A 25,917-nucleotide genomic window follows, 5' to 3' on the forward strand; every position below is an offset into this window, starting at 1 on the left:
GTGTAGTCGCCTCTCGAATCAGCCCCGAGGCACCGGCGCTGACTCGCGGTAGATGCGCAGGATGTCGGCCACGCTGTACTGGTACTCGAAGCCCGTGGCCTCCAGGAAGCGGCGGTTGTCCACGACGATGGGGTAGCGCAGGTGGTCCAGCGCGCCCACCGACAGGCGCGGGAAGCCGCCCCTTCCCAGCAGCAACCTCAGCACTGGCGCCGGCAGCGGAATCCCCGTGCGCCCCGTCTCCCGCACAATGACGGAGAGAGGAATCGGCGGTGGGCCCGCCACGTTGTAGATGCCCTGCAACCCCTTCTCCAGCGCCAACACCAGCGCCGCCACCACGTCCTCCTCCTGCAGGACGTGGAACAGCGGGTCGTACCCCAGCACCAGCGGCACCCGCTGGCCCTTGAGGAAGGACGCCAGCGTGCCCGTGCCCGGCGCCCCCAGCGTGTAGGGCAGCCGCAATATCGCCGTCGTCAGCTTCGGGAACCGCCACAGCGCCGTGGCCGCGTACAGGTCCGCCGCCACCAGGTCCGCCAGCTCTGGAATCGATTCCAGCGCGCGCGGGGGCTCGTCCTCCGAGTGGTACAACGGCGAGTCCGGCGCCGCCCCGTAGAACGTGTGCCGCCCCACGAAGAGAATCTGCTTCACCCCGTGCGCCGCGCAGTGGTCGAACAGCGCCTTGGTGCCGTCCAGGTTGATGCGGCCGCGCTCCGCCCCCTGCACCGTGAAGGCCGTCACGGTGGCCATGTGCACCACCGCCTCTGGATGCCAGCGCCGGAACACGTCCTCCGCGGCGCGCTTGCGTACGTCACCGCGGAACACCTCGATGCCCAGCTCGCGCGCCTCTTCCCACGGGCGGATGTCGATGCCCGCCACCTGGTGCCCCGCCTCGTGCAGCCGCAGGGCCAGCTTCCTGGCGATTCCTCCGGAGATGCCCGGGATGAGCACTCTCATGGCAGCAGCCTCGTTCCCTGCCGCCGGCCGTGACGCTCCGCGCGGCCGCGCTCGATGAGTCCGGAGATTCGCGCCTTCACCTTCTGCACATAGCCCTCGATGACGTGGTCCTCCTCGTCCCCCGTGCCCTGGAAGACGAGCGGCTCGCCGTAGTGGATTTCGAGCTGCACCGGAAGGGGCAGCGGCAGCACGTACGGGGTGAGCGGCACGTACGGCACGCCCAGCAGCTTCCCCAGCCCATAAGCGTTGAACACGGTGGGGATGGCCGTGCCACCGCCCAGGAAGGCGAAGGGGATGATGGGCGAGCGCGTCTGCAGCGCCAGCCGGATGAAGCCCGTGCCGAAGTCCACCAGCGAGTAGCGCTGGCGGTAGAGCTTGGCCGTGCCCTTCGCGCCCTCCGGAAAAATCATCAGCAGCCGGTCGTCCTCCAGCAGCCGCCGGGCGTGCTCGGGCAGCCCGGTGAACTGGCCGGTGCGGCTGGCCCACAGCGAGGACACGGGGAACTTGTGGAGGAAGCGCTCCACCATGCCCTGCGCCAGCCGGGGCGGCTCCATCTCCAGCATGGTGGAGGCCAGCACCATGGCGCCGTCCACCGCCACCCCGCCGGAGTGGTTGCCCACCAGCATCGCCCGGCCGCGCGGGGGGATGTGCTCGATGCCGAAGCAGCGCACCCGGAAGTAGTACCGGTAGAGCGCCGCGAAGACGGGCAGCGCCTGCTTCAGGTGGCGCTTGGAGATGCCATACGGGTCCACGCCGAACTCGTTGAACGGCAGTTCCAGCCGGTCCACCCGCGCTTGCAGTGAGTCACTTTCGGACACGGAGGGGAACGTAGCACGCCCGCCCGGGCCCGCTGCTTTCCGCGCCACGCGGGGTGGGCACCGGGCCGCCCCCTGGGCCATACTGCCGCCCACCCCCACTCATGACACACAAGGACGAGCTCGCCATCGAGGTGAAGGGCCTGGTCAAGCGCTTCGGCGACGTGACGGCCGTGGATGGCATCGACCTGGACATCCGCCGGGGCGAGTGCCTGGGGCTGCTCGGGCCCAACGGCGCCGGCAAGACGACCACGGTGGAGATTCTCGAGGGGCTCCAGGCGGCCACCTCGGGAGAGGTGAGGCTGCTGGGGCTGCGGTGGGACACGCACGCGCATGAGCTGCGGCAGCGCATCGGGCTGACACTCCAGGAGACGCGCCTGGTGGACCTGCTCACCGTCGAGGAGATGACGCGGCTGTTCGCCTCGTTCTACCCGCGCCCGCTGGAGGTGGAGGCGCTCATCGGGCTGGTGCAGCTCGGGGAGAAGCGCCACGCGAGGGTGGGCAAGCTGTCCGGCGGCCAGCGGCAGCGGCTGGCGCTGGCGCTGGCGCTGGCGGGGGACCCGGAGGTCCTCTTCCTCGACGAGCCCACCACCGGACTGGACCCGCAGTCCCGCCGCGCGCTGTGGGACGTGGTGGCCCAGCTCAAGGCGCGCGGGCGCACGGTGGTGCTGACCACGCACTACATGGACGAAGCCGAGGTGCTGTGCGACCGGCTGGTCATCATCGACCACGGCCGGGTGATTGCCCGGGGCACGCCGAGGGACATCATCGCCTCGCTGGGCGCCGAGCAGGTCATCGAGCTGGAGGCGGTCCCCGTGCCCGACCTGGAGCGGCTGCGTCCACTCCCGTCGGTGGTGGCGGCGCAGCGGCACGCCGACCGCATCACCCTGCGGGTGCGCGAGCTGCACCTGTCCCTGCCGGCGGTGCTGCGCGAGGTGGAGGCGGGCGGCGCCGAATTGCGGCACCTGTCCACGCGCCGGCCCACCCTGGATGACGTCTTCATCGGACTGACGGGCCGCTCGCTGCGCGAGGGCGAGCCGGAAGAGAAGGCGGCGTGATGGAGCCCCTGGGCCAGCTCATCCTCATGCGGCTGCGGATGCTGTTCCGGCAGCCGGAGGTGCTCTTCTGGACGTTCGCCTTCCCCCTCATCACCACGCTGGTGCTGGGGCTGGCCTTCCGCACCGAGGCGCTGGGGCCGGTGAAGGTCGCCATCGTGGAAGGGCCGGGCGCGGCGGCGCTCGTGGCGCGGCTGGAGGGCACGCCCGAGCTGCACGTGCAGCGGCTGGCCGAGGTGGACGCCCGCCGCCGGCTGGCGCGGGGACAGGTGTCGCTGGTGCTGCTGTCCGGAGAGGCACCGGAGGCCCTGGTGGACCCGGCCCGGCCGGACGGCCGCGCGGCGCGGCTGCTGGTGGCCCAGGCGCTCGACTCCCGGGAGGACCGGCCGCGCGTCGAGGCCTTGAAGGCGACGCCGGTGTCCGAGCCGGGCAATCGCTACATCGACTTCCTCATCCCCGGCCTGCTCGGGATGTCGCTGATGTCCAGCAGCCTGTGGTCGCTCTCCAGCGCGCTGGTCTTCATGCGCGGGGGGAAGCTGCTCAAGCGGCTGGCGGCGACCCCCATGCGCCGCTCCGATTTCTTCATCGCCTTCCTGGTGGGGCGCCTCCTGTTCGCCCTGCTGGAGCTGGCCTTCTTCTGCGCTTTCGCCCGGTGGCTCTTCGGCGTGCCCATGTTCGGCGACTACGCGACCTTCACCCTGGTGGGCATGATGGGGGCGCTGACCTTCGCCGCGCTCGGGCTGCTGGTGGCCATCCGGGCGCGGACCGAGGAGGCGGTGAACGGGCTCGTCAACCTCGTCACCATGCCGATGCTGTTCCTGTCCGGGGTCTTCTTCTCCTCGGAGAACTTCCCCGGCTGGCTGCAGCCCTTCATCCAGGTTCTGCCGCTCACGGTGGTCAACGACTCACTCCGGGCCATCATGCTGGAGGGCGCTGGCCTGGACACGCTGGGGCACACCCTGGCGGTGCTGGCCGCCTGGACGGTGGTGCCCATGGTGATGGCCCTGCGCTGGTTCCGCTGGGTGTGAAGGGAGCAATCCGTGTCTGACTTCGTCCAGCAGCTCAACTTCCACGCCCGGGACGCCAGCAACGAGTCCGCGGCGCTCCAGGCCGCGCTCGCGCTCGGCTTCCTCGAGCACCTGCCGGAAGCGGGGAGCCGTGAGCCCGTGCCGCTGGAGGCCCTCGCCCGGCACGTGGGGGGCAACCTCCGTGGCACACGCGCCGTCATCGAGCCGCTGGTGGCGCTGGGCTTCGTCCTCCTGGAGGAAGGACGGGGCTACTCGCTCCCGGGGACGACCGCCGCCTTCCTGAGAGACACCGCCTTCGCCTCGCGGCTGCACGAGGCCCGGCGCTGGTGGCACGTGGCCGCGAAGCTGCCGGAGGCCGTGCGCACCGGCGCCGCCGTGGAGTGGCGAGGCGCGTCATGGGCGTTGCTCGGACGGTATCGCGAGCTGTTCCTGGGGCCACCCGTGCAGGCCCCGAGCGCCGAGGCCTCGGACTTCCATGACCGGCTCGCGCGCAACTTCCTCCGCACCCAGGCCCTGGTGACGGCCGCGGAGCTGGGACTGCTGGAGCGCATGGTCTCCGGCGCGGCCCCGCTGGGGGAGCTGGCGCGTGGGGCGGGCGCCTCCCCGGAAGGGCTGGGCGTGCTGCTGGGCGTGCTGGGCTCCATGGGCCTCACCCGCCCGGTAGGGGACGATGCCTGGGGCTTCACGGAGGCGGCGGCCCGGGCGCTGGACGCGCAGAGCCTGCCGTACTTCCAGCGGGCGCTGCCGGCCACCATGGCCTACTGGGAGGCCTTCGGGCACCTGGACGAGGCGGTGCGCGAGCGCAGGTTCCGGCTGGACTTGAGAGACCCGGAGACGGCGCGCCGCATCTACCAGGAGAACGCCTCGCGCATCTCCAGCATCTTCGCCTCGCACCTGCGGCTGAGCCGGAAGGCGGCGGACCTGGTGCGCTCCATGCGCTCGCTGGCCGGGGCCCGGGTGCTGGACGTGGGCACCGGCTCGGGCGTGTGGGGCTCGGCCTTCGGGCTGGCGGACCCGTCCACGCACGTCACCTTCCTGGACTCGCCGCACGTGCTGGACGCCGTGCGCCCGCACCTGGCGAAGCTGAAGCTGGAGCCGCGCTCGCGCCTGTGGGCCGGCGACTGCCTGGGGGTGGACTATGGCGAGGCCACCTACGACGTCATCCTCCTGCCGCAAATCATCCCCGCGCTGCCGCCCGCGGAGCTGCCGGGCTTCTTCTCGCTGCTGGCCCGCGCGCTGAAGCCCGGGGGCGTGCTGCTCATCTCCGGCTACCTGCTGACGGACCGGCGCGACGGCCCGCTGGACGCGCTCTACTTCGCGCTGCGCCGGTACGTGTCCAACGAGGGGGACGTGCTGTCCCTGCCGGAGTTCCGCGCGCTGCTGGAGCCCGTGGGCCTCACCGCCGCGCGCGCCTTCGACATGCCCATTCAACAGGTCGTCGTCGCCCACCGGGGGGACGTCCCCTGGCCCGCCGCCACCGCCGCCTGAAGGCTTCCTTCCCGGAGCACCGTCATGGACCTGCTGCGCCCGTTCTTCATGGAGGACTACCTGGAGGGCTCGCGCTTCACCGCGCGCTACAACCTGGGCGAGTCCGGTGCCCGCCCCGTCACCGTGGGCGATCTGCTGGCGGGCTCCGGCGTGGACTCCGCGCGGGCGGCGGACGTCTTCCTCTCCACGCTGCTGCGCGACAGCCCCAACTGGGGGCGCGCGGACCTGAGGGACCTGGTCGCGGCCATGCACCCGGGCGCCACGCGGGAGAATGTCCTCATCACCACCGGCACCAGCGAGGCACTGCTGCTGCTCTTCCGCCAGCTCCGCCCTCGCAAGGTGGCGCTGGCGTGGCCCGCCTTCCAGCTCCTCTATGAGCTGCCCATGCGGCAGGGGGCGGAGGTGGTGCGGCTGCCGGTGCGCTGGGATGCGCGCGGTGTCCCAGGCGTGGACGCGGGGGAGTGGCTGGAGCGGCTGGAGCGCGAGCGCCCGGACGTCGTCATCATCAACAACCCCCACAACCCCAGCGGCCTGGTGCTGGACGCGAAGCTGCTGGACGCGGTGGCCCGGTGGGCGGACGCGGCCGGGGCCACGCTGGTGGGAGACGAGCACTACCGCTTCCTCTCCTCGGAGGACGCGGTGCTGGGCGCCACGGTGTACCGCCCCGGCACGCGCACCTTCGTCACGGGCTCGTTCATCAAGTGCCTGGGCTGCCCCGGCCTGCGCATCGGCTGGACGGTGGGCGACACCGCCATGCTGGCCCGCATGCAGAACGAGAAGAACTACACCACGCACACGGTGAACCCCGTGACGGAGTGGATTGCCCACGAGGTACTCAAGGACCTGGGCAGCCCCGCGCTGCGCGCTGCTCGTGCGGAGTGGATGCAGAACCGCCGCACGCTCGCGGCCTTCCTGGAGCGCTCGCGCGGGGTGTATGGCGTGGCGCCCCGGGGCGGGCTCGTCACCTGCATCGGCGTGCGGGGCGCCAACGACGCGCGGGACTTCGAGGCCCGGCTCGCGGCGCTGTCGGCGGAGGGCGTCTTCGTGCTGCCGCTGAGCGCCATGGAGGCCGGCTCGCCGGAGGGCGCGCACCCGTTGGAGAAGGGGCACGGCTTCCGCCTGGGGCTGGGCATGGCCGCGGAGCGCTTCCCGGAGGCGCTCGACGCGATTGAGCGCGCGACCACGCGGTGAGTCAGCGCAGCAGCGCGGTGAGGGAGTGTTCCCTCGCTGCGTAGTCCGGGTCGTGCATCAGCAGGGCATGCACGTGCCCCTGGTGCGCGGTGGGCACCGCCGGGAAGAGGTGGTGCGTGAGGTGGTACTGGTCATGCCGTGGGAAGAGCACGGCGTTGAGCGGTGCCCACGGGACGATGTGGTTGCGCGAGCGGTGGAACTCGTCCGAGGAGGAGATGACGCCCGCGTGGTCCACCGCGTCCGACCAGTAGCGGATGACCTGATAGGGCACCAGGTAGGGCAGGGCGTAGAAGAGGAGGAACGCCCCCCAGCCGATGCCCCAGTGCGCCAGGGCGGCCAGCCCCGCGAGGAAGGCCCAGCGCGCCAGCGTCACCCGCCACGGGTCCGTGCGGTGGAAGAGCACCGGCCGGAGGAAGGCGGGCAGGTGGACCAGGAGCATCGGCCGCAGCAGGTGGTCACGCACGAAGGGACGGCCGGGGTCCGCGAAGCCGAAGCGGCTGCGGGGCACGAAGTCCAGGTCCTTCACCGGGTCGCCCAGGTGCAGGTGGTGCGTGAAGTGCTCGCGCGTGTAGGGCTCCAGCGCGGTGAGGTCGATGATGGCCAGCAGGTGCCCGAGGACGCGGTTGCGGCGCTTGCCGCGCACGAGCATCCCGTGACAGGCCTCGTGCAGCATGTTGCCCAGCGCGCGGAAGCGGGTGCCGATGAAGAAGGCCGCCAGCGGGTACAGCGCCCAGCCCGCCACCGGCTGCCACCGCATCAGCCCGGAGGTGGCGAGCGCGGCCCCCACGCCGAGCGCGATGTGCAGGCCCAGGTGTCCCACGGCGACGGGCAGGGACTGGGGCTGGTAGTCCAGGGAGACCACCTGGCGCGCGTACCGGGCCCGGAGGCGCGCGGCGATGGAGCCCGGGCGCACTTCCGCCTCGGGCGCGGTGCCGGGGCGGGAAAGGCCGGGGCTGTCCACCTTCGGCGCGGCGCGCATCGGGACCTTCCAGGGGCAGGCTCGTACGCGGGGAAGAGTTGGACGCTACCGGGGGGGGCCGGGCAGCGGCAAGGGGACGGCGGGCGAAATCCCTCACGCGCGGCGCGCGGGTTCTTGACGCGACACGCTGTCCGCTGGCGCCAGCTGGGTCGGCAGTGCCACCCCGGGGCGCGCGGCGAGCAGCATCTCCTGGGTGGGCAGGGGGATGCAGACGGACCGGGTGAGGCCCACGTCCGCAAGCAGACGTCCGTACTCGGAGGCGGACAGGAGGTCGCCCTCGTTCGTCATGAAGCGCCGCAGCCCGAAGTAGAGGTGGTCCAGCGGGCCGTCGCGGCGCTCGTTCAGCACGTACTCGGCGATGAGCAGCACGCCGTCAGGCCTGAGCGCGCGCGCCACGCGGGCGAAGAGGCCCGGCAGGTCCTCCGGGCGCAGCACGTTGAGCACCTGGGGCAGGATGATGACGTCGAAGGCCGCGGAGCCGAAGTCCTGGGTGAAGAGGTTTCCCGGCCAGAAGCGCGCCCGGTCCGCCACCTTGAGGCTCTCCGTGTTGCGGCGTACCTGCTCCAGCACCACCTCCTGGTCGAAGTAGGTGACGTGCGTGGTGGGCGTCGCGCGGGCGAAGGCCGCGCCCCACACGCCGGAGCCGGTGCCGATGTCCAGCACCGCCGCGCCCTCCAGCGGCCGCGCCTGCGCCAGCGTGGCCGCCGCCCGCCGGCTGAGCTGGAAGTGCGAGGCGAACACCGCCGTAATCTGGTTGGAGTTGTCCGCGTAGAAGCGCCGGCTCACCTCCGGGTCCTTCAAGTCCAGCACGAAGCGTTCGTGGCGCACCGTCTCGTCCAGCCGGCCCAGGGCCTCCCAGTACTGCGCGGACACCGACAGCGAGCGCACCAGGTACGCCAGCGCCTTGCCCTCCAGGAGCTGCCGCGCCTCCGGCGACAGGCCCCAGGCGCCGCCCTCCTCGCGCGTGATTCCGAGCCTCGCCAGCACCTCCACCAGCACGTGCAGGCCCGGCGTGCTCAGGTACGTGGCCGCGCCCAGCTCCGGCAGCGTCCGGGGCGCCGTGGCGAGCAGCTCCAGCAGGCCCAGCCGTGCCGCCGTGACGAGGACCTGCGTGCGCGCCGCGCTCCGGGCGAAGCGGTCGAAGAAGTCCTCCGCGGCGTCCCTCGACGCGGGCGCTTCCAGCAGCAGCGCTCGCAAGTGGCCCAATACGTCCCAGCGGCGCCCGCCGTGCTCCACCGGCTCGCCGCGCTTCACCGCCTCGTCCAGCAGGCCCAGGGGGGCCCACCAGGGCAGCTCCGCATCGAGCCGCTCGCGGAAGGCCGCGTCCCGCACCAGGGCGGCGGTGGCGGGCGCCAGGCTGAAGCGGCGGGCGTCGTCCATGCGCGCCAGTCCCAGGCACACCAGCAGCTCCAGCAGCGAGCGGACCCCTCGGGCCGACGCGCCCACTGCTTCCGCCAGCCGTGCCACCATCAGCGGATCGCTGCTTCCTTCCACGGGCAGTGCGTCGAAGAGGCCCACGCGCAGCGAGGCCTGGAGCAGGGCCGACTCGTTGGAGGCGTTGCGTGCCCAGAAATGGAGCGACTGCGCCAGGGAGGGGGCGGACATGGGATGACAGCTTCGTCGCTCCGCTCCCATGCGCGCAACCCGGGGCCGCCCGGCACGCCGCCCGGGCTCGGGTAGGATGGCGGCATGGAACCGCGAGCGCACGACATGCCGGAGGCCGGACGTGGACCCGCGTGAGGCTCTGGTGGACTGGAACGCCACCCGCACGGAGTTCCCCCGCGATGCGTGCGTGCATTCGCTCTTCGAGTCACAGGCGGAGCGCACCCCGGACGCGGTGGCCCTCACCGCGGGCGATGTGGCGGTGACGTACGCGGAGCTGGAGCGCAGGGCGAACCAGCTCGCGCGCCGGCTGGTGGGACTGGGCGTGGGCCCCGAGGTCCGCGTGGGCGTGTGCCTGGAGCGCACGGTGGACCTGGTGGTGGCGATGCTGGCCACCCTCAAGGCGGGCGGCGCGTACGTTCCGCTGGACCCGACGCACCCCGAAGAGCGACTGGCGTTCATGCTGGCTGACAGCGGCGCGCCCATCCTCCTCACGCACGGCACGCTGGGGGACGGGCTGAAGGTGCCGGGCCTCCTCCCGCTGGACCTGGACACGGAGCGGCCGGTGCTGGACGCCATGAGCCCCGAGCGCATGCGGTCCACCGTCACGCCGGAGGGGCTGGCGTACATCATCTATACGTCCGGCTCCACGGGCCGGCCCAAGGGCGTGGCCGTGCACCACCGGGCCATCGTCCGGCTGGTGAAGGAGACGGACTACGTCCGGCTGACGCCCGAGGACCGGGTGGCGCAGCTCTCCAACACCTCCTTCGACGCGGCGACCTTCGAGGTGTGGGGCGCGCTGCTCAACGGCGCGAGGCTGGTGCTGGTTCCTCGTGACACGTCGCTGGTCCCCGGGGAGCTGGCGAAGGCCGTGCGCGACGGTGGCCTCACCACGGTGTTCGTGACGACGGCACTCTTCAACCACATGGCGCGCGAGTGCCCGGAGGGCTTTGGCACCGCGAAGCACGTGCTCTTCGGCGGCGAGGCGAGCGACCCGGAGGCGGTGCGCCGCGTGCTGGAGTCCGGCCCGCCGGGGCGCCTGCTGCACGTGTATGGCCCCACGGAGACCACCACCTTCGCCACGTGGCACCGGGTGGAGTCCGTGGACGCCGGGGCGCGGAGCATTCCCATCGGCCGCCCCATCGCGAACACCACGGGCCATGTCCTGGATGGAGACCTGCGGCCGGTTCCCCGGGGCGAGGTGGGCGAGCTGTACCTGGGCGGCGATGGCGTGGCGCGCGGCTACCATGCGCGTCCGGACCTGACGGCGGAGAAGTTCATCCCGGACCCGTTCTCCTCCGTCCCCGGCGCGCGGCTGTACCGCACGGGAGACCGGGTGCGCCTGGGCCCCGGTGAGGTGCTCGAGTTTCTCGGGCGCGTGGACCACCAGGTGAAGCTGCGGGGCTTCCGCATCGAGCTGGGGGAGATTGAGACCGCGCTCCGCTCCCACCCCGGCGTGGCGGAGGCGGTGGTGCTGGTGCGCGAGGAGCACGGCGACCGCAAGCTGGTGGCGTACCTGGTGGCGGCACAGGGCCCGTCCCCCACGCCGCTGGCGCTGCGCGGGTACCTGGCGCGCACACTGCCGGACTACATGCTGCCGGCCGCCTTCGTCACGCTGCCCGCCTGGCCGCTCAACGCCAACGGCAAGGTGGACCGCGAGGCCCTGCCCGCGCCCACGGGCGAGCACGCCGCCCTCATCGGGGACGCCGGCGATGCGCCGAGCACACCGGCGCAGCAACTGGTCGCGGAGTCCTTCGCATGGGCGCTGGGCCTGCCCACGGTGGGCCTGAGCGATGACTTCTTCACGCTGGGTGGCAGCTCACTGCAGGCCACCCGCGTGGTGGCCCGCATCCACGAGCGGCTGGGCCTGCGCCTGCACGTGGCGGCCCTCTTCGAGCACCCCTCGGTCCGGGAGCTGGCGGACCATGTCCAGCGGGTGGTGGACGCGGCGCAGGTGGACGTGTCCGCGCTCACCGATGCGCAGGTGGACCTCTTGCTGAGCGTGCTGCGGCCGGGCTGAGCGGGGGGCCAGGGTGGTCCGCCCCGCCTCGTCCGGTGTACCGTCCCCACGGGGCCACGGCCGCCCCGCCCCGCGGGTTTCCTCCCGGCGGCGGCAACGAGAGTCAGGAGCCCTCGTGACGCTGTGGTGGCTCACCGTACAGAGTGTGCTGTCCCGTCCCCGGAGCTGGGTGGTGGGGCTGCTGGCGGCCGGAGCGGCGGCGCTGCTGACGCCGGGCCTGTCCCTGGTGCGGACCATTCACGAGGGCACGCGGCGCAGCCTCATCGAGAGCGGCGCCGGGGACCTCCAGGTCCATGCCGCCGCGTCCACCGGCGTGCCGCAGGTGGTGGTGGGGCCCGGCGGCGTGCCGGACCTGGTCCCCATTCCGGACTACGCCACCGTGGAGTCCCGGTTGCGCGCGCTGCCCGGTGTGCGGGAGGTGGTGCCGCTGGAGCTGGGAATGGGCGCCACCTTCCGGGGCAATGTCCTGGACGAGAAGCTGGCCGTGCTGCGCGAGGCCGCCCGCGAGCCCGCCTCCCCCGAGCGCGACGCCCGGCTGCGGAGGCTCGGCGAGGACCTGCGGCTGACGCTCCAGCGCGTGGCCCGGGACGCGGAGGGGCGCGGGGCGGCCTTCGTGGAGGAGACCGCCTTCGCGGATGACCGGGCCGTGCTGCGCGAGGCCACCACGCCCGCCTTCTGGGAGCGCCTCACGCAGGACCCCACGGGCGTGCTGGAGGTGCTGGAGAACCGGGTGGCGCGGCAGGCCGGCGAGGGCGAGGAGCTGGTGGTGGACTACCTGGGGACGGACATCGCGCGCTTCGCCCGCGCCTTCCCCCGCTTCGAGCTGGTCTCCGGGCAACTGCCCCCGCCCGGCACGCGAGGCCTGGTGATGGGGCACGCCGCCTACGAGCAGAACTTCAAGCTGCCCATGGCCGCGCGCCTGGAGGAGCTGCGCCGCGAGCGCGAGCGGGGCGCCACCCTGGCGGAGGACGAGGGCCTGCGCACCCTGGTGGAGCGCAACGTCGCGGAGGTGCCGGACCTGGTGGCACGGCTGGACGTGGAGCGCGCCACCGCGCTCCAGGCCACGCTGGCACGCCTGCTGGGCGAGACGGGCACGCTGGAGGCCCTGCTGGCGCGCTTCCTCACCCTGGACGACGGCAACTTCGAGGCGCGTTACCGTCAGTTCCAGGAGGAGCTGGCCCCGCACCTGCCGCTGTACCGGCTGCGGCCCGGGGACACGATGGCCCTGCGCAATTCGCTGGAGCGCGGCGCCACGGTGCCGGTGCGCCTGTGGGGCACCTTCCGCTTCCGGGGCCTGGGCGGGGACGATGGCCGCGTCAACATGATGAGCGTGGTGGACCTGGTCTCCGCGCGCCTCCTGTCCGGCCGCCCCACCGAGGCCCAGACGGCGGAGGCCCGGAACCTGCTCGAGTCGTTCGGCATGGACGAGGACCTCCTGGGGCCGCCTGCTTCACTCGACTCGTTCCAGCCCGTGGCCATCGTCGACGCGGAGGCGGGGACGGAGCACGGGAGCGCGCCCCAGTTCGAGAAGGCCCTCGCGCTGCCGGACACCTTCCCCGAGGAAGAGGTCTCCGGGGGCAGCGTGCTCCAGGCCGCGGTGGTGCTGGAGCCCGGCACCTCGCCCGAGGACATCGCCAGCCGCATCGCCGCGCTGCCCGGAGGGGCGGTGCTGGCCACCGTGGGCTGGCAGGAGGCGGGCGGGATGCTGGGGGGACTGGCGGGGGTGGCGCAGCTGGTGCTGATGCTGGTCGCGCTGCTGCTGTCCTTCTTCGTGGCGCTGGTGGCCTCCGGCACGCTGCTGCTGCTGGCGCGCGAGCGGGTGGCGGAGGTGGGCACGCTGCGGGCGGTGGGCATGCAGCGCCGCGAGGTGTTCGCCTCGCTGCTGCTGGAGGGGCTGTTGCTCGGTGGCCTGGGGAGCCTGCTGGGCGCGGCGCTCGGGGCCGGGCTGATGCGGCTGGGCATGGGCGAGGGAGTCACCGTGACGGATGGCTCGCTGCAGTTCTTCCTGGGAGGGCCGGTGCTGCGTCCGGAGCTGGCGTGGAGCGGGGCGGGCGTCGTGGTGCTGGGCGTGACGCTGGTGGTAGCGGCGGCGGCGCTGGTGCCCGCCTGGCGCGGCAGCGCGGTAGCGCCGGTGGCGGCCATGCGCAAGGGGGAGGGCTGACGTCATGCGCGTGCTCTTCCACATCGCCCTGCGCAATGTCCTGGCCCACCGCGAGCGGGGGCTGCTGCTTCTCCTGGTGATGGCCGGCGCCAGCGCGGTGCTGGTGGGGGTGATGTCCCTGAAGGCGGGCGTGGCCGCGGCACAGCGCGAGGCGGTGCGCACGTACCTCGCCGGTGACCTCAACGTGGGTGGCTACTTCAAGGAGCACCCCGACTCCCTCTTCCCGGTGCTGGGCGACACCGCCCGTGTGCGCGCCGCCCTCCAGCCGCACGTGCCCGCGGAGTGCCAGGTGCGCGAGCGGGGCCGTGGCATGGCCACCGCGGGCGCGGGCCGGCACCGCGTGCGTTCCTACCTGATGAGCCTGGACGTGGCCCGCGAGCGCGAGACGCTCTCCCGCTTCCGCCCTCGCGCGGGCCGGCTGGAGGCGCTGGACGCGCCGCGGACGGTGGCGCTCTCCACCTCCCTGGCGGAGCGGCTCCAGGTGGAGGTGGGGGAGCTGGCCACCCTCTTCGTGCAGATGCCGGGCGGCAAGCGCAACGCGGTGGACCTGGAAGTGGTGGCGGTGCTGGAGCGCGCCGGAGTGCTGGGCGAGTCCGCCGGCCTGCTCGTCTCCAACGCCACGCTGCGGGAGCTGTACGGCTTCCGGCCCGACGCGGCCAGCGTGCTGCAGCTCACCTGCGAGGGGGCGGCGGACGAAGACCTGGAGCCGCTGGCGGGCCGGCTGCGTGGAGCGCTCCGGGACGCGGGCTTCCAGGTGCTCCCCGCCGCGCACGAGGCCTACGGCGACAAGCTGGTGCCCCTGCTGCGCGAGGGCTGGGCCGGCCAGAAGCTGGACGTGAGCACCTGGGAGGACGAGGCGGCGTTCCTCGACTTCGTGGACCAGGGGCTGGGGCTCCTGCTGGTGCTGCTGGGCGGGGTGCTGTTCGCTGCGGTGGGGGTGGGCCTCTTCGTTTCGCTGAGCGTGGCGGTGCGGGAGCGGACGCGGGAGATTGGTTCGATGCGGGCCATGGGGATGCACCGCCGGGCGCTCGTGGCCGCCTTCGTCCTGGAGGGCCTGTTGCTGGGGCTGGTGGCCTCGGGCGTGGGCGCCTGCGCGTCGGCGGGCCTGGGCGTGCTGCTCCGCGACGTGCTGCCGCTGCCGGACGCGCTCTCCACCCTCTTCTTCAGCGGCACGCTGCCGCTGGCTCCGGCCCCCGGGCACGTGGTGGCCGCGGTGCTGCTGGTCACCCTGGGCGCGGGCCTGGCCTCCATCGTCCCCGCGTTCCGGGCCGCTTCCCTCTCACCCCGTTCCGCCATGGAGTCCCTGTGATGAACACACGACCCCGGCTGTCCGCCCTGCTGCTGTGCTGGGCCCTGCTGCTCCCGTCCCTGGCATTGGCGGAAGGGGAGAAGCGGCTGTCCCCCGAGGAGCTGCTGCGCCACATCGACACGAAGATGTCCTTCACCAGCGACTACAAGGGCGTCCTCCGCCTCTTCGAGACGCGCAAGGACGGCGCGAAGCGGGCGATGGAGGTCCATGTCTACCGGCGCGAGAAGTCGAACGACCTGCTCTTCCTCTCCACCCAGCCGCGGCACCTGGCGGGCACGGGCACGCTGCGCATCGGCCGCAACCTGTGGGACTACGACCCGACCACCGGCGCGTGGCGGCGGCTCACCCAGCGCACCAACCTGCTGAACACCTTCTCCTGCGAGTCGGACTTCGACCGCTCCCGGCTCGCGGAGGACTACGCCGCCGTGGACGAGGGCGACGACACCGTCAACGGCGTGGCCTACCGCAAGCTGCTGCTGAAGGCGCGCAATGCCCAGGTGACCTTCCCGATGATGCGCCTGTGGGTGGACCCGCAGAACAACATCGTCAAGCGCGTGGGCTACACGTCCTCCGGGCACACGCTGCGCACCGACATCATCCGCAGCTACCAGCGCATCAAGGACCCGCTCTCCGGGAACATGGTGCTCCACTACAAGGAAGTGCTGGAGACGGAGGAGGAGGAGGGCACGCAGATGCTGGTGCGCTACGACGAGGTGACGCTGGCGCCGCTGGACGCCAACATCTTCACCAAGGCGTGGCTGGAGTCCCGCATCCGGTAGGCCTCTTCAGCCCTCCTTCCCGTCCAGCCACGCGAGCATCCGGGCCGCCAGCGTCTCCACGCACGGCGGCTGGAGCGTACCGAAGTGGGAGCTCCCCAGGGGCACCACCGCCAGCCGCTCGCGTGGCACGTGCCGCTCCCAGCCCAGCGTCTCGCCGTGCAGGGCGCGCGACGGGGCGCTGGCGAACAGCAGCACCTTCGCGCGCACTGGGGGCACCTTCCAGCCCAGCACCTGCGGCACCAGGATTTCGCCCAGCAACCGCCAGATGCGGCGCAGGTCGGCGACCTGGGCGTGGGGCGCGAGCATGCCGAGTCCGCGGCCCAGCGCCGCCACCCGCTCCCAGCGCTGCGCCTCGCCCAGCGTGGCCAGCTCCGCCTCCAGGCCGGCGTCCAGCACTCCGAACTCCTCGGCCAGCGCCCGCACGGGGTCCTCCGGCGCGGGGGCCCCTTCCGCCGCGGGCAGCGCGTCCACCAGGGCCAGCAGCTCCACCTTCTCTCCCTGCGCTTCCAGCGCCGCGGCGACGCCCAGGGCGGGGAGGCCGCCATACGAGTAGCCGGCGAGCCGGTACGGGCCGTGGGGCTGCGCGGCGCGCACGTCCCGCGCATACGCGGCGACGCGCTCGTCGAAGGTGGCGTAGGTGTGCTTCGACAGCGTCTCCGGCGCCTGGACGCCGAGGCAGCGCAGCCGTGGCTCCAACAGCGGGGTGAGGTAGCGGTAGTAGTGCAGCTCTCCGTCGGCCGGGTGGAACAGGAAGAGGGGAGGCGCGTCCGGGGACGTGCCCTTGCGCGACAGCGGCACCACGCTGGAGCGCGGCGGCCCCTCTTCCAGCAGCTCGCGCACGGCGTCCGCCGTCTCCCTCAGCACCGGTGACTGGAAGAGCGTGGCCAGCGGCACCGGCACGCCCAGCTCCTCCTCCATCCGCGCCAGCAGCCGCATGGCGAGGATGGAGTCTCCGCCCACCTGGAAGAAGTCGTCGCCGGCGCCCACGTCCCGGCCCAGCACCTCGCGCCACAGGCGCTCCAGTGACATCTCCAGCGTGGAGCGGAAGGGCGTCTCCAGGTGCTCCCCGCCGCTGACGGGCGCGGGCGCGGCGGGAGCCGGAGGCGCGAGGGACTCCGGGTCCGGCAGCGCGTGCCGGTCCACCTTGCCGTTGGCGTTGACGGGCAGCGCCTCCAGGACGACGAGCGCGGCGGGCACCATGTACGAGGGAAGCCGCGCCGCCACGTGCTCGCGCAGGGCGTCCACGGACACCACCGCCGGTGGGGCCTGGACGTACGCCTGGAGCTGCTGCTGACCGGCGGCTCCCGCGCGCGCGAGCACCACCGCCTCCTCCACGCCGGGGAACTGGCGCAGGCAGGCCTCGACTTCGGACAGCTCCACGCGGAAGCCGCGAATCTTCACCTGGTGGTCGGCGCGGCCGAGGAAGCGCAGGCGTCCGTCCGGCAGCAGCCGGGCCAGGTCACCCGTGTGGTACATGCGCGCGCCCGGCTCGGAGGAGGACGGGTCCGGAATGAAGCGCTCGGCCGTCAGGTGCGGCGCGCCCAGGTAGCCGCGCGACAGCGCCGCGCCCGCGATGTACACGCCGCCCGGCAGGCCCGGCAGCACCGGCTCCAGGTGCGCGTCCAGCAGGTGCACGCGGACGCGGGGGATGGGACGGCCGATGGGGAAGGTGGCGTCGGTGCCGAGCCCTTCCGCCCCGGGGATGTCGCAGGTGGCGGAGGTGATGGTGCACTCGGTGGGCCCATAGACGTTGAGCCAGGGGGCATGCGCGCCGCCCACGCGCACCCAGGCCTCGTACGTCTCGCGCTTGAGCACGTCGCCTCCGGGCGCCAGCAGCCGCAGCCGGGCGGGCACGCGCTGGCCGTGGGCCTCCATCTGGCGAATCCACTCCTCGATGTACGTGGGGGGCAGGCTGATGAGGGTGATGCCCGTCTCCTCCAGGTACGGAGTCATGAGGTGCGCGGGCACCAGGCCGCTGCGCATCACCACCGTGGCGCCCACCACGAGCGGTGGGTAGAGGTCCTCGGCGGCCGCGTCGAAGCTGAGCGGGGCGAACTGGAGCATCCTGTCTCCAGGACGCAGGCCGAAGCGCGCGGCCAGGGCCACGTTGTGGTTCACCACCGAGCGGTGCTCCACCATGACGCCCTTGGGCTCGCCGGTGGAGCCGGACGTGAAGACGATGTACGCGAGCTGCGAGTCCGCCACGGCCCTCGGGCCGGGCCCGACGTCCTCCGCCACGTGCTCCGGCCTCGGGGGCACCTCCACCACCGGCGCCAGGTCCATGTGCGCGGGCAGCGCCTCGGCATCCACCCACAGCCGCCGTACTCCGGCGCGCTCCAGCACCGCGAGCTTGCGAGGCTCCGGCCAGCCCGCGTCCAGCGGCACGTAGGCGCCGCCCGCCTTGAGGATGCCCAGCAGCGCGGCCATGCCCTGGTTGGAGGGCTCCATGATGACGCCCACGCGCTCCTCGGGCTTCAGCCCCCGGGCGAGCAGGTGCGCGGCCAGCACGTTGGCGCGGGCGTTGAGCTCCGCGTAGCTCCACGTGCTGTCCCCGTGCGCCACCGCGGGCGCGTGCGGGGTGCGGCGCACCTGCGCCTCGAAGAGGGTGTGGACGCACGCGCCGGTGGGCACGTGCTGGGGACCGCCGTCGAGGGAGGCCAGCACCTGGGCGCGCTGCCCGGCGGACAGCAGCGGCAGCCGGGCCGGAGGCGTGTCCGGGGCGCGGACGGCCTCGGTGAAGAGCTGCTCGAGGGCACGGGCCATGCGCCGCGCGGTGGCGGCGGTGAAGAGCGCGCTGTCGGTGGCGAGGAAGCCCAGCGTGCCGCCCTCGGGCCGCTCGATGAGGTGCACCACCACGTCATAGGCGGGGAAGATGCTGTCGCCGTCCAGGTACGAGGCGCGCAGCCCCGGGAAGGCGAGCGAGGCGGGGCTGTCCAGCAGCAGCAGGGCCTGGGCGAGCGGCGGCGCGGTGCGGGGCGCGTCCGGCTGCACCGCGTCCGCGATGCGCTTGAAGGGCACCTCCTGGTGCGCGGTGGCGTGGCCCACCACCTCCCACGTCCGGCGCAGCAACGCGCGGAACGAAGGCGCGCCGGCCACCTCCGTGCACAGCGGCAGCACGTTGGCGAAGTAGCCCACCTGCCGCTCCGTGCCGGGCAGCACGCGGCCGGAGAAGGGCGACGCCACCACCACGTGCGGCTGGGCGCTGAGGCGGTGCAGCCAGAGCTGCATCAGGGCGAGCACGGCGGTGAAGGGCGACACGCCCTCGCTCCGGGCCAGCGCGTGGAGCGCGGCCAGGGTCTCCGGCCCCAGCGTCAGCGGCTCCGGCCGCATGTTCGCGTTGAGCGCGGGGGCGCGGCGCGGGAAGTCCAGCGGCAGGTCCAGCACGGCGGGCGCGTGCTCCAGGGCCTGCTTCCAGGACTCCAGGGAGGCGTCCACTTCGCGCAGGTGCTCGGGCCGGCGCTGCCAGAGGGCGAAGTCGGCGTACGCCAGCGGCGTCGGGGGCAGGAGCGGCGTTTGTGCCCCGGTCGCCGCGGGAGATAGTGGCGACCGCGCCACCGGCGGGGCCTCGTGAGGCGGAGTCACCCGCTCCGCCGACGCGCGCGCGGGCCGTGACGTCCCCGCGGCGTCCCAGGCCGCGGCGAGCTCCTCCACGAGGGCACCCATGCCGATACCGTCGTTGACGAGGTGGCTCATGGACGCGACGAGCACGTGCCGGGTGCCCTCGGTGTTCAGGCGCGCCAGCTCGAAGCGATACAGCGGCCCGCGCGCCACGTCGAAGTATTCCCGGTCATGTCGCGTGGCGATGGCGCTCGCGGCGGCCAGGGCCTCGTCGGCCGCAAGGGAGGACAGGTCCGTGTGGACCAGCACCGGCCGCGCCACCGGGTGCTCCCGGGCGACGAGTGCTCCATCTTCCAGCGCGAACGTCGTGCGCAGCGTGGCATTGCGCTCCAGCACGGCCACGAGGGCGGTCTCCAGCCGAGCGACGTCCAGCGGCCCCTCCAGCAGGAGCGGGGCGACGACGACGAAGGGCGGGGCCTCCGGCAACTGCATCGCGTACCAGAGACGCTCCTGCACCAGGGAGGCGGGCACGCGCTCCGGACGCACGGTGGCGGGCGGCGGGGGCGCGGCGGCGAGCCGGGGCGAGGCGTCGATGCGCGCCGCCAGCTCTCCCAACGTGGGGGTGGCGAAGAGGGCGGCCACGGGCAGCTCCACGCCCAGGCGCTCCCGCACGCGAGAGGAGAGTTGGACAGACAGCAGCGAGTGGCCACCCAGCTCGAAGAAGTCGTCCCGGGCGCCCACGCGGCGCACGCCCAGCAGCTCGCGCCACAGGGCCGCCAGCGCCTCCTCGGTGGGCGTGGAGGGCGGGACGAAGTCCGCGTCGCCGGCAAGCGCCGCTTCCGGAGCGGGCAGCGCCTCCCGGTCCGCCTTGCCGTTGGGCGTCAGGGGCAGTGCGTCCAGGGCGACCAGCGCCGAGGGCACCAGGTGCGCGGGCAGCCGCTGCGAGAGCGCGCCGCGCAGGGCCACCGTGTCGGGACGCTGCCCCGCGCCCGCGACATAGGCCACCAACCGAGGCCCGGTAGGGCCGTCGTCTCGCAGCACCACCACGGCGGCGGAGACGCCCGGCAGCTCGCACAGGGCCGCCTCCACCTCGCCCGGCTCCACGCGGTGGCCGCGCACCTTCACCTGGAAGTCGGTGCGGCCCAGGTACTCCAGCTCGTCCGAGGGGCGCAGCCGCACGCGGTCTCCGGTGCGGTACAGGCGCGCGCCGGGCTCGGAGGAGAACGGGTCCGGCACGAAGCGCTCGGCGGTGAGCGCGGGCCTCCGCCAGTAGCCCCGCGCCACGCCCACGCCGCCGATGAAGAGCTCACCGGGAGCGCCCGCGGGTACCGGCCGCAGGTGCGAGTCCAGCACGTAGAGGCGCGTGTTCGCGATGGGCCGGCCGATGGGCACCGTGCTTCCCAGCGGTGTCTCGCCGTCCACCGTGTACACGCAGCAGCCCACCACCGTCTCCGTGGGGCCGTACTCGTTGACGATTCGGGTGCGCGGAGCGTGGCGGCGCCAGTCCTCCACCACCTGAGGCGTGAGCGCTTCGCCACCGACGATGAAGGCGTGCGTGCGCCCGGCACGTTCCGCCGGAGGGAGCTGCTCGGCCAGCAGTCGCAGGTGGGAGGGCGTCAGCTTCACCAGGCTGAAATCCGCGCCCGCGCGCAGCGCCGCGGCCAGGCCCTCCACGCCCTCCTGCTCCGGCACCAGCTCCACCGTCCGGCCCGTGACGAGCGGCAGCAGCAGGCTGGTGACGGTGAGGTCGAAGGCGAGCGACGAGTGCACCGGCGCGCCCGCGCCCTCCGCCGCCGCGTACGCGCGCAGGGCCCAGGACAGGTAGTTCACCACGCCCCGGTGCTCCACCATGACGCCCTTGGGCTGGCCGGTGCTGCCGGAGGTGTAGATGAGGTAGGCGAGGTCGCCCGCGGTGGCCTCCGGTTCCAGGGCCGTTGCCGGCTCTCGTCCGGCGGTGCGCCCCCAGTCCGCATCCAGGCTCAGCACGAGCGCGTGCGAAGAGGGCAGCGTGTCAGCCAGGGCCTCCTCTGTGAGGAGGACGGGAGCGCCCGTGTCCTCCAGCAGGAAGGCCAGGCGCGCGGGAGGATGGGACGGGTCCAGCGGCACGTAGGCGCCGCCCGCCTTCAGGACGCCCAGCAGCGCCACCACCATGTCCACGGAGCGGCGCAGGCACAGGCCCACCAGCACCTGCCGCCGCACGCCGAGCCGCCGCAGGTGCCGCGCGAGCTGGTTGGCGCGCGTGTCGAGCTGAGCGAAGGAGAGGACCACCTCCCCGAAACGCACCGCGGGGGCATCCGGCGTGCGCCGGGCCTGGGCCTCGAAGAGCGCGTGGACGGTGCTCTCGGCGGGGAAGTCCGCGCGGGTGTCGTTCCACTCCACGAGCACGTGCTTGCGCTCGGCCTCGGGCAGCACCTCCAGCGTGGCCACGGGCGTGGACGGGGCCTCCAGCGCGTGCTGGAGGAGGCGGACGTAGTGCCCCAGCAGCCGCTGCGCGGTGCCCGCCTCGAACAACTCCGTCCCGTAGCGCAGCGCCAGGGCGTGGCCGCCCCCGGACTCCTCCACCCACAGCGACAGGTCGAACGGACTGGTGAGCAGCTCCGCCTGGAGGGGCCGCGCGCGCAGCTCCGGGAAGGACTCCGCCAGCGTGCGCTCCGGGCGCACCAGGTCGAACATCACCTGGAAGAGGGGCGCGTGTCCGGCGGAGCGCTCCACGCCCAGCGCCTGGACGACGCGGTCCAGCGGGACGTCCTGGTGGGCCAGCGCCTCCAGGACGGTGGCGCGCACCTGGGTCACCAGCTCCGTGAAGGCCGCATCCGGCGCCACGCGGGTGCGCAGCGCCACGGTGTTGAGGAGCAGGCCGACGACGCCCTCGGTGGCCGGGTGGGTGCGGCCGGAGACAGGGGTGCCGATGCAGAAGTCCTCCTGCCCCGTGTAGCGGTGGAGCAGGGCGGCGTAGGCCGACAGGAGCACCATGTACGGCGTCACCTGGTGCTTCCGGCAGAAGGACTGGAGTGCCTGCGCGGTGTCCGCGGGCAACGGGTGCGAGGCCGTGGTGGCGCCCGCGAGCAGCGGGGCCGCGGGCCGGGGCCTGTCCATGGGCAGCCGCAGCAGTCCGGGCACGCCGGCGAGCTGCTGCTTCCACCAGGTGAGCTGCGCCTCGTCCCTCGCACGCACGGGCCCGCTGTGCATCCAGGCGGCCACGTCCGCGTGCTCGAGCGGCGCGGGCGGGAGCGTGGGCGGCTGGCCCTGGCGGAAGGCGGCATACGCCACGCCCAGCTCGCGCAGGAGGACCTCCAGCGCCAGTCCGTCCACCAGGAGGTGGTGGAAGGCGAGCAGCAGCACGTGCCGCTCAGGCCCCGTGCGCAGCAGGCGGAAGCGGTACAGCGGACCGTGCTCCAGGTCGAACGGGCGGTGCACCACGTCCCGGGCCCACCGGCTCGCGTCCTCCACCTCCGCGTCCACCTCGAGGACACGCGTCGGCGCGGGGAGGTGTACCGGGGCGGGCTTCCCGTCACGCGACGGCACCGCGAGCCGCAGCACCGCATGCCGCTCCACCAGCCAGCGAGAGGCGTGCTCCAGCGCGGTGATGTCCAGGGGGCCTTCCAGCTCCACGGACTCCGCCAGGTGGTAGGCGCTGGTGCCCGGGTGGAGCTGCTGGATGAACCACAGCCGCTCCTGGGTGGGGGACAGCACCAGCCCGGCGTCCGGCGGCCGGGGCGTGGGCGCGGGGAGCCCGGCCGAGGTGTCGCGCCGCGCCTCCAGCTCGCGCGCGAGGCCCGCCACGGTGGGCTCGGAGAAGAAGGCCCGCAGCGGCAGCTCCACGTCGAAGGCCTGGCGCGCGCGAGCCACCAGCCGGGTGGCGGCCAGCGAGTGTCCGCCAAGCTGGAAGAAGTCGTCCTCGCGCCGCACCTGCGGCAGGCCCAGCACCTGGCAGAAGAGCTGGGCGAGCAGCTCCTCCACGGGGCCGCGCGGACGCTCACCCACGGAGGGTACGGACTCCGGCGCCGGCACGGGCAGCGCGGCCAGCGCCTGTCGGTCCACCTTGCCGCTGGTGGTGTGGGGCAGCGAGGGCCGCACGAAGAATCGCGAGGGCACCAACGCGTCCGGCAGCGAGCGTCCCAGCGCCTCGCGCAGCTTCTCCACCGCCTCCGGCGTGCCGTCGTCCAGCACCAGGAAGCACTCCAGGCGCGCGTCGTGCTGGCTGCCACGCACGACGACCGCGGCCTGACGCACGCCGGGCTGGCGCAGGAGGACGGCCTCGACCTCCTCCAACTCCACGCGCACGCCGCGCACCTTCACCTGGAAGTCGGTGCGGCCCAGGAAGCCCAGCGTGCCGTCCTCGTACCAGCGCACGCGGTCGCCCGTGCGGTAGAGCCGGCCTCCGGCATCACCGGAGAAGGCGTCCGGCACGAAGCGGTCGGCGGTGAGCTCCGGGCGGTCGCGGTAGCCGCGGCCCAGGCAGGTGCCTCCGATGTAGAGCTCTCCCGGGACGCCCGGGGGCACCGGCTCGCCGAGCGGGTCCAGCACGTACAGCCGGCACCGGTCCAGGGGGCGGCCGAGCCGCACGGGCCGGTCCGGTAGCGTGATTTCGGCGGCGACGTTGATGCTCGTCTCGGTGGGGCCGTAGGTGTTGACCAGCCGCGTGCGCGTGAGCGCGAGCTGCCGCACCAGCGGGTCGGGCAGCACCTCGCCGCCGGTGACGAGCACCTTCAGCGCGCGGAAGGCCTCCGGCGCGCCGGGCTCCTCCAGCGCCGTGGCCAGCGAGGACGGGGTGATGACCACGTGGGTGACGCCGTGGCGGAGGATGTCGCGCCCCAACCCCAGCGGGCCCACTTCCCGCAGCACCGTGCGCGCGCCCCGGGTGATGCTGAAGAGCAGCTCCTCCAGGTGGATGTCGAAGGAGAGGCTGCCCGACGAGGCCCAGCAGTCCCCCGGCTGCGTGGCGTAGTACGCGTCGAACGCCGCGAAGCAGTGGACGACGTTGCGGTGCGTGAGCTCCACGCCCTTGGGCTCGCCGGTGGAGCCCGACGTGTAGAGGAGGTAGGCGAGGTGCTCCGCGCGCGGAGGCCGGGGCACGGGTAGCGAGGACGCCGCGTCGCGCACGTCAGAGGGGTTCACCAGGGGGACGCCGGGCTCCACGCCGGCGAACAGGGAGGGACGGCTGACGACGAGCCGCGCTCGGGCCTGGCGCAAGAGCGCCGCGCGGCGGGCCGGCGGGTGTGATGCTTCCAGCGGGAGGCACCCTGCGCCGCTGAAGAAGATGGCCAGCAGTGACACCACCGCGTCCAGCGAGCGCTCCAGGCAGAGGCCCACCACGGCTTCGGGCCCGGCCCCCACGGCCGCGAGGTGCGCCGCCAGCCGCGTGGCCCGGACGTGCAGCTCGCGGAAGGTGAGCGTGCCCTCGGGCGCGACCACCGCGGGCGCGTCGGGCATGCTCGCCACACGCGCCTCCAGCAGCGAGACGATGGTCGCCTCCGAGTCGAAGGGGCGCTCGGTGGCATTGAAGGTGCGCAGCACCTGCTCGCGCTCGGCGGGAGACAGCAGTGACAGCTCCCCCACGGGCGTGCGCGGCGCGGCCACCGCGTGCGCCAGCAACCGCACGTAGTGGTTGCGGAGCCGCTCCACGGTGCCGGGCGCGAACAGGTCGGTGCTGTATTGGAAGTAGACCTCGAAGCCGTCCCCCACCTCGATGGCGGTGAGGAACAGGTCCACCTCGGAGGTCCAGGTCTCGATGGGGACACGCCGCGCCCCGAGCGCCTGGAAGCCGCTGGCGGCCGACAGCTCGGTGCGGTGCAGGTCGAACATCACCTGGAAGAGAGGGGAGTGACTGAGGCTGCGCTCGATGCCGAGGGCTTGGACGAGGCGCTCGAAGGGGACGTCCTGGTGAGCGAGGGCGTCGAGGGAGGTGGAGCGCACCTGAGCCAGCAGGGAGGCAAAGGAGGAGGAGGCGTCGATGCGCGTGCGAAGAGGAACGGTGTTGGCCAGCAGGCCGACGACGCCCTCGGTGGCCGGGTGGGTGCGTCCGGAGACGGGAGTGCCGACGCAGAAGTCGCCCTGGCGCGAGTAGCGGTAGAGCAGGGCGGCGAACGCGGCGTACAGCACCATGAACGGCGTGGCCTGGTGCTGGCGGCAGAAGGAGCGCAGGTTCGCGCACAGCTCGGAGGGAAGCGGGTGGTAGCCGGTATTGCCACCCTGGTGTGACATGACCGCGGGGCGGGGCTTGTCGGTGGGGAGCTGGAGCAGCTCCGGAGCCCCGGCGAGCTGGCGCTTCCAGTAGGCGAGCTGCGCCTCGTCACGTGCGTACACGGCCTCCGAGCGCTGCCAGGCGGCGACGTCGGAGTAGTGGAGCGCGACGGGAGGCACCGAGGGCTGTTGGCCCTGGTGGAAGGCGGCATACGCCTCACCCAGCTCGCGCAGGAGCAGACCGGCCGAGAGCGCGTCGCTCACGAGGTGGTGGAAGGCGGCGAGCAGCACGTGCCGGTCCTCGCCGGCCTTCAGCAGGAGGAAGCGATACAGCGGCCCATGTTCCAGCGAGAAGGGCCGCTGGGCCTGTTCGGTGAGCCACCGGGCTCGCGTGGCCTGGGCGCCGGGGCCCTCGGGAAGGGACTCGACTTGCAGCACCCGGGTGGGCACGGGCGCCAGCGCGACGTGAGGCTGCCCGTGCAGGGACGACACGGTGGTGCGCAGCACGGGGTGACGCTCCAGCAGCCACCGCAGCGCCGCGTCCAATGCGTCGACGTCCGCGGGGCCGGTCCACTCGGCGGCCTGCCCGACGTTGTACGCGCCGGAGTCGGGCTGGAGCTGGTGGATGAACCAGAGGCGCTCTTGCGCGGCAGACAGCGCGAGCGCGGAGCCCGCGGGCAGGGGCGTGGGAGGTGGCAGCTCCGCGGAAGCCGCCTGGAGTGAGGCCAGCTCACGGGCGAGGCTGGCCACGGTGGGCGAGGCGAAGAAGGAAGCCAGGGGCAGCTGCGCGCCGAAGGA

General features: G+C 73.3%; 13 protein-coding genes. 8 read left to right on the forward strand and 5 right to left on the reverse strand.

The features are described from left to right. Positions 1-18: 18 nt before the first annotated feature. Both K8638_RS38265 and K8638_RS38270 read right to left on the reverse strand, forming a co-directional pair. On the reverse strand, positions 19-951 hold the full coding sequence (locus tag K8638_RS38265; protein ID WP_223759676.1) for an SDR family oxidoreductase: 933 nt from the start codon (positions 949-951) through the stop codon (positions 19-21). Then, positions 948-1,769 (reverse strand): lysophospholipid acyltransferase family protein, encoded by an 822-nt coding sequence (locus K8638_RS38270; protein WP_223759677.1) that lies wholly within the window; start codon positions 1,767-1,769, stop codon positions 948-950. Before K8638_RS38270 ends, K8638_RS38265 begins: the two co-directional genes overlap by 4 nt. Positions 1,770-1,870: 101 nt before the next feature. Here K8638_RS38270 and K8638_RS38275 point away from each other — a divergent pair, with 101 nt between their 5' ends. Genes K8638_RS38275 through K8638_RS38290 form a run of 4 tightly spaced genes read left to right on the forward strand, consistent with a single transcriptional unit; the run spans position 1,871 to position 6,528 of the window. After that, positions 1,871-2,824, forward strand: a complete 954-nt coding sequence (locus tag K8638_RS38275; protein WP_223759678.1) for an ABC transporter ATP-binding protein — start codon at positions 1,871-1,873, stop codon at positions 2,822-2,824. Continuing rightward, positions 2,824-3,849, forward strand: coding sequence for an ABC transporter permease (locus tag K8638_RS38280; protein WP_223759690.1), 1,026 nt, complete (start codon positions 2,824-2,826; stop codon positions 3,847-3,849). The genes K8638_RS38275 and K8638_RS38280 overlap by 1 nt, the downstream gene beginning before the upstream one ends. 12 nt (positions 3,850-3,861) lie before the next feature. Continuing rightward, the gene (locus K8638_RS45440; protein ID WP_223759679.1) at positions 3,862-5,337 is read left to right on the forward strand and encodes a class I SAM-dependent methyltransferase; all 1,476 of its coding nucleotides are present in this window, start codon (positions 3,862-3,864) and stop codon (positions 5,335-5,337) included. A 24-nt stretch (positions 5,338-5,361) separates the two neighbouring features. Continuing rightward, on the forward strand, positions 5,362-6,528 hold the full coding sequence (locus K8638_RS38290; protein ID WP_223759680.1) for a pyridoxal phosphate-dependent aminotransferase: 1,167 nt from the start codon (positions 5,362-5,364) through the stop codon (positions 6,526-6,528). 1 nt (position 6,529) lies between these two features. On the opposite strand, the gene K8638_RS38295 is transcribed toward K8638_RS38290, so the two are convergent. Continuing rightward, a complete protein-coding gene (locus K8638_RS38295) occupies positions 6,530-7,507 on the reverse strand; it encodes a fatty acid desaturase (protein WP_223759681.1) in 978 nt (325 codons plus the stop codon). 93 nt (positions 7,508-7,600) lie between these two features. Then, positions 7,601-9,112, reverse strand: a complete 1,512-nt coding sequence (locus K8638_RS38300) for a class I SAM-dependent methyltransferase (protein ID WP_223759682.1) — start codon at positions 9,110-9,112, stop codon at positions 7,601-7,603. Positions 9,113-9,233: 121 nt separating this feature from the next. On the opposite strand from K8638_RS38300, the gene K8638_RS38305 reads away from it, so the two are divergent. The 4 genes from K8638_RS38305 to K8638_RS38320 all read left to right on the forward strand — a co-directional run bounded on the left by K8638_RS38305 (position 9,234) and on the right by K8638_RS38320 (position 15,378). After that, the gene (locus K8638_RS38305) at positions 9,234-11,129 is read left to right on the forward strand and encodes a non-ribosomal peptide synthetase (protein ID WP_223759683.1); all 1,896 of its coding nucleotides are present in this window, start codon (positions 9,234-9,236) and stop codon (positions 11,127-11,129) included. A 115-nt stretch (positions 11,130-11,244) separates the two neighbouring features. Then, complete coding sequence (locus tag K8638_RS38310) at positions 11,245-13,290, forward strand: FtsX-like permease family protein (RefSeq protein ID WP_223759684.1); 2,046 nt, start codon at positions 11,245-11,247, stop codon at positions 13,288-13,290. 4 nt (positions 13,291-13,294) lie between these two features. Then, entirely contained in the window at positions 13,295-14,599 is a 1,305-nt protein-coding gene (locus K8638_RS38315) for an ABC transporter permease (protein ID WP_223759685.1), read from the forward strand. Further along, the gene (locus K8638_RS38320; protein ID WP_223759686.1) at positions 14,599-15,378 is read left to right on the forward strand and encodes an outer membrane lipoprotein-sorting protein; all 780 of its coding nucleotides are present in this window, start codon (positions 14,599-14,601) and stop codon (positions 15,376-15,378) included. Before K8638_RS38315 ends, K8638_RS38320 begins: the two co-directional genes overlap by 1 nt. A gap of 6 nt (positions 15,379-15,384) precedes the next feature. On the opposite strand, the gene K8638_RS38325 is transcribed toward K8638_RS38320, so the two are convergent. After that, positions 15,385-25,869 carry a non-ribosomal peptide synthetase gene (locus K8638_RS38325; RefSeq protein WP_223759687.1) on the reverse strand — a complete coding sequence of 3,495 codons (10,485 nt, stop codon included), beginning with the start codon at positions 25,867-25,869 and terminating at the stop codon, positions 15,385-15,387. Between the last annotated feature and the right edge of the window lie 48 nt (positions 25,870-25,917).

Source organism: Myxococcus sp. RHSTA-1-4, from assembly GCF_020037125.1.
GTDB lineage: Bacteria > Myxococcota > Myxococcia > Myxococcales > Myxococcaceae > Myxococcus.

Bases quoted from the DNA above. Each gene is read 5' to 3' on its own strand.
- K8638_RS38280 (WP_223759690.1), top strand. From the start codon at position 2,824: ATGGAGCCCCTGGGCCAGCTCATCCTCATGCGGCTGCGGATGCTGTTC.
- K8638_RS38300 (WP_223759682.1), bottom strand. From the start codon at position 9,112: ATGTCCGCCCCCTCCCTGGCGCAGTCGCTCCATTTCTGGGCACGCAAC.
- K8638_RS38265 (WP_223759676.1), bottom strand. From the start codon at position 951: ATGAGAGTGCTCATCCCGGGCATCTCCGGAGGAATCGCCAGGAAGCTG.
- K8638_RS38290 (WP_223759680.1), top strand. From the start codon at position 5,362: ATGGACCTGCTGCGCCCGTTCTTCATGGAGGACTACCTGGAGGGCTCG.
- K8638_RS38275 (WP_223759678.1), top strand. From the start codon at position 1,871: ATGACACACAAGGACGAGCTCGCCATCGAGGTGAAGGGCCTGGTCAAG.
- K8638_RS38320 (WP_223759686.1), top strand. From the start codon at position 14,599: ATGAACACACGACCCCGGCTGTCCGCCCTGCTGCTGTGCTGGGCCCTG.
- K8638_RS38315 (WP_223759685.1), top strand. From the start codon at position 13,295: ATGCGCGTGCTCTTCCACATCGCCCTGCGCAATGTCCTGGCCCACCGC.
- K8638_RS38295 (WP_223759681.1), bottom strand. From the start codon at position 7,507: ATGCGCGCCGCGCCGAAGGTGGACAGCCCCGGCCTTTCCCGCCCCGGC.